Origin of the sequence: Lishizhenia sp., assembly GCF_033720595.1 — a bacterium.
In the GTDB taxonomy this organism is placed as follows: Bacteria; Bacteroidota; Bacteroidia; order Flavobacteriales_D; family Crocinitomicaceae; genus Lishizhenia.
Window position 1 is genome coordinate 1 of sequence record NZ_JAWWCF010000232.1, and the last position, 3,831, is coordinate 3,831.

Genomic DNA, 3,831 nt, shown 5'->3' on the forward strand with positions numbered 1-3,831 from the left:
CGATTCTGCCCCTTATAATATGGGGGTTTCCCTCCTAAAAGTTAGGTCGGACTGTACATTGTAGTACACTTATTTTGGTTGAGAAGTTTATTAATTTTTCATACTAAGTTAAGTCATTAAAAACAACAACTTAATGCTAAGAATCCTTGTTATTCTAATTCTTTCTTGGTCACTAATTTACTTTTATAATGTTAAATCCAAGACCTTCACAAAGATGATCCACAAATCATAATTTGTTCATTTATCAAATTCTTAGAACAAAAAATTAGAGATTGATTAAAAATGCGTAACGTTTTCTTATTTTAGGTCTTATAATCAAAAAAACTTAACATCATGAAAGCTATCCTAATTCTTTCCCTTTCTCTTTTTATGGGAACTCAACTCTACGGTCAAAATAAACTTTACGTGGAACAACATGGAGGAAAAAGAAGTGTTTTAAAACTCGGAAAAGTAGGGTTTTACTCCTCGTATTATTCTGGGCAACAAGGTAACTGTGATACCCTTATTTGTAAAGGACAAGGCCTCGTCAGTGCTGATCTTAAATTCCCAAAATCTCTCGTGGAAGATGAAGACCAAGAGAAATACGAAATTTTCAACAAAGCCCTGAAAAAATCAGTCAGAGCCATGAAAAGATCTGGTCAAGAAGCCGGTAAATTAACGCTAACCATAAAAGGAAGAAAAGTAGAAGTTAATTACTCTGAATTTAAAAAGCCGGGAGATCTTAAGATGGAAATTACTTTGATATAATTTCTACGTCCAAGCCTAGCTATTGCTAAATAAGGCTTGGACTTTGTTTTTCCATGTCTAGCATCCATGTAGTTCATTTCAATTCTTATATTTCAGCAATATTGACAGACCATAAACAACCATTGAAAACAATGAATTACAATACAGATAAATATAAAATCTACACCTGGAAAACCCCTTTAGTGTTACACTGGATTATCAATCCTGGTTTGGCCATAAATGAATTAATTTTCGGTCAAAAAGTTCCCAAAGTGAGTTTGGTGGACAAAACTTCTGATCTACCATTTATTGAGCGTAGCTTTGTTCCTTGTCCGCATTGTAACGCCCTACACGACCAACGAACTTGGTCTACCCAAAATGGAACAGCATTTAAAAATTGGTTTGGACTTTATTGTAAAAGCTGTGGCAAAATCATTCCTTGTGTTCACAACCTATTCAGTCTACTAATTCTTGCCCTTACCTTTCCTATTTGGGGATGGTTTAGAAAATCACTCAAAGAAAACTGGTTATCGAAACAAGCACAACGTTTTGAAAATTTGGATACCACCAAAATTCCAAATCCCTTTGATGGAAAAAATTGGTGGATATCAGGCCTAAAATGGGCAGGATTTATGTTTCTAACAATGCAAGTGATTTGGCCCTTGTTGGATGGAACAGGGATCACTTGGGAAAGCTTAGCAAAAGGTGCTGTGATATGGCCCATATCTGGATTTTTCTTTGGGTTTACCATGAAAGTTTTCACTACAAAAAGAGGGCGTAAAAAAGAACACACCTTAATTGATTGATCGGGTGATTAACAATTTATTTAATTGAACGTCGAAATGACACTTAAATCCAACGCTTCTCCCAAAGAAACTTCATCTCCATTTTACATGAAGAATGAACAATTATGCAAACAATGGGAAAGTTATGCAAGCCATAAAAACGGAACAGTTAAAGGCATTTTCAACGCCTCCTCTTTTCATCTATTAGCAAAGATTGAGACCTCCTCGTTGTGGGAGATTCAAGTAAAAAAAGCGACTTATTCTAGTGGAAACTTACTCCTTTCATCTAAGTATCAAAACCTTCAAGAAATACTTACCTTTAAAACAAAAATCCCTTCAAGTACATGCGGAAATTTTAAAATATGTAAATCTGTATTCAAACGCAAAAGTCAAAAGCACCCATTGTATCAAATGGTTTACGATTTATGTGCGGAGGACTTAGAAAAAAGACGCTTGTATCAAGCAGAATTCAACAAGAAAGTACTGACTTTCACCTACCATCATTGCAATGATGATTTTGATTTGGTGGAAAAAGTACTCAACTTAGGTTTGAATTCTGAAGATTAGGAATTACACTTTATAGTGAAACATTAAAGTTAAAAAAGAAATCAAGAATTACTTAATCCCCTTATTAACCATGAAAAAACGTCTCAAAAAGCATATCCAAGCTAAAGATTTTGTAAAAATATACTTGGCCGACCAAGATGGATTTGAACTTTATCGTTTCGACGGAATTATACGCGATCAAAATGATGACTATATACTCATGGTGGATTTTACGGATTTAACTTATGACGGTGTAGTTGTGTTTAGAAAAGCAGATGTTTCTGAAATTAAACATAGTAAAAATGAAATCTTCTTTAACACTGTGTTAGCGCAAGAAGGGTTTAAAGATAAAGCCTTGAAAAAAGCAAATAAACTCGGTCTACACCTTAATGATTTTAAGGGAATGATAGAACAAGTCAAGACCCAGAAACTGCCTTTAATTCTAGAACGATTATATGAAAAGGAGACCAAATTCCAAATTGGATCTGTAAATAAAATCGGTAAAAAAAAAGGTCCATATTAACTACTTTAACGCACATGGTGAATTCGACTTTAAGCCTGTTAGTTCAAAATATGATGACATTACCTTTGTGAGAATTGGTGATCCTTATTCAACCTACATGTTTAAACATGCTAAAAAGATTAATTAAGTTATAATGAAAAGCTACATCGATGGATTTGTATTTTTCTTACTGCTTTTTACGCTTTTGGCATGTGAGCAAAGTCCAACATCTAAAACCTTTACGGGTGATTTAGCATTAGACATTGAAAAGGATACCCTTTATCCTTCGTCAGCACGACTACCCGAACCTGATATTTTGGAACGCTTGAAATTTCAAAAGAGAAGGATAGATACACTTCTGGCAAATGATAAATTGCAAAAAGAATTATGGCTTATAGCGGAAGGCACAAAACAAATCATTCGTCTTCAGCGTCAGGATTTACTCGACACATGTACGAACACCACATTTATACTTTTTAGAGATAATTCAGGAAAAGTTCTATGTGCAAGAGAAGTACCCTATATCCAAAGTGGAGATGGATTAATAAGTTATACGCATTACTTTGATTCAGAGGGTAAAACCTTTGCTTTTGAAAGGTACATCACCTATCTCAGTTCTAGCTATAAGGATGACTATCTCTCAGAAAACATCATCGAACTCTACAACCAAGACTTTAACAAAATTCATCGTGATAAAACGTTAAATATTGAGAAGGGGGAGCATCCGTGGAATTATAGTTATGAAGTGGCTCCTACTTTTGAAGTATATTGGGAAAGAATAAAGATAACCGAACACAAGGATTAAATAGTATGCCACAAACAATAGACATTTTTCAGCCTAATTCACCAAAAGCTTGGAGAGAATGGTTGGCTAAAAACCACAAAGAAGAGGAAGCTGTTTGGCTCGTTTTTCATACCGTTAAATCGGGAAAACCAAGTTTAACTTGGAGCGAAGCTGTAGACGAAGCCTTATGCTTTGGTTGGATAGATAGTAAAAAGGTTAAAATTGATCAGGACACTTATCACCAATACTTTTGCAAACGCAAACCCAACAGTACTTGGTCTAAAGTAAACAAGGACAAAGTGGAACAACTCAAAGTAGAAAACCGCATGCAAAAAGCCGGATTAGCCGTAATTGAAAGGGCTAAGAAAAATGGATCTTGGACCTTGCTAGACAGTGTAGAAGCACTTATAGTTCCGGAAAAATTAAACCTTGAATTCAACAAATATGAAGGAGCCAGAGACTACTATGAATCCTTGAGCAAATCTTCC

The 3,831-nt window shown here is 34.8% G+C and carries 6 protein-coding genes; all 6 read left to right on the top strand.

What is annotated here, in order from left to right; translation table 11 throughout:
- The first annotated feature begins 333 nt into the window (after positions 1 to 333).
- Entirely contained in the window at positions 334 to 747 is a 414-nt protein-coding gene (locus R3333_RS13055) for a hypothetical protein (protein ID WP_318959213.1), read from the top strand.
- Positions 748 to 878: 131 nt separating this feature from the next.
- Positions 879 to 1,532 (top strand): hypothetical protein, encoded by a 654-nt coding sequence (locus R3333_RS13060; RefSeq protein ID WP_318959214.1) that lies wholly within the window; start codon positions 879 to 881, stop codon positions 1,530 to 1,532.
- Between the two features lie 36 nt (positions 1,533 to 1,568).
- Positions 1,569 to 2,078 (top strand): hypothetical protein, encoded by a 510-nt coding sequence (locus R3333_RS13065; RefSeq protein ID WP_318959215.1) that lies wholly within the window; start codon positions 1,569 to 1,571, stop codon positions 2,076 to 2,078.
- Between the two features lie 70 nt (positions 2,079 to 2,148).
- A complete protein-coding gene (locus R3333_RS13070) occupies positions 2,149 to 2,580 on the top strand; it encodes a hypothetical protein (RefSeq protein WP_318959216.1) in 432 nt (143 codons plus the stop codon).
- A 133-nt stretch (positions 2,581 to 2,713) separates the two neighbouring features.
- Positions 2,714 to 3,364: a hypothetical protein gene (locus R3333_RS13075; protein WP_318959217.1), complete on the top strand. Its 651-nt coding sequence runs from the start codon at positions 2,714 to 2,716 to the stop codon at positions 3,362 to 3,364.
- 5 nt (positions 3,365 to 3,369) lie between these two features.
- Positions 3,370 to 3,831 (top strand): hypothetical protein (locus R3333_RS13080; protein WP_318959218.1); only part of this gene is annotated, 462 nt, incomplete at its 3' end.

Coding starts and splice junctions, on each gene's coding strand:
- R3333_RS13075 (WP_318959217.1), top strand. CDS start 2,714: ATGAAAAGCTACATCGATGGATTTGTATTTTTCTTACTGCTTTTTACG.
- R3333_RS13060 (WP_318959214.1), top strand. CDS start 879: ATGAATTACAATACAGATAAATATAAAATCTACACCTGGAAAACCCCT.
- R3333_RS13065 (WP_318959215.1), top strand. CDS start 1,569: ATGACACTTAAATCCAACGCTTCTCCCAAAGAAACTTCATCTCCATTT.
- R3333_RS13070 (WP_318959216.1), top strand. CDS start 2,149: ATGAAAAAACGTCTCAAAAAGCATATCCAAGCTAAAGATTTTGTAAAA.
- R3333_RS13055 (WP_318959213.1), top strand. CDS start 334: ATGAAAGCTATCCTAATTCTTTCCCTTTCTCTTTTTATGGGAACTCAA.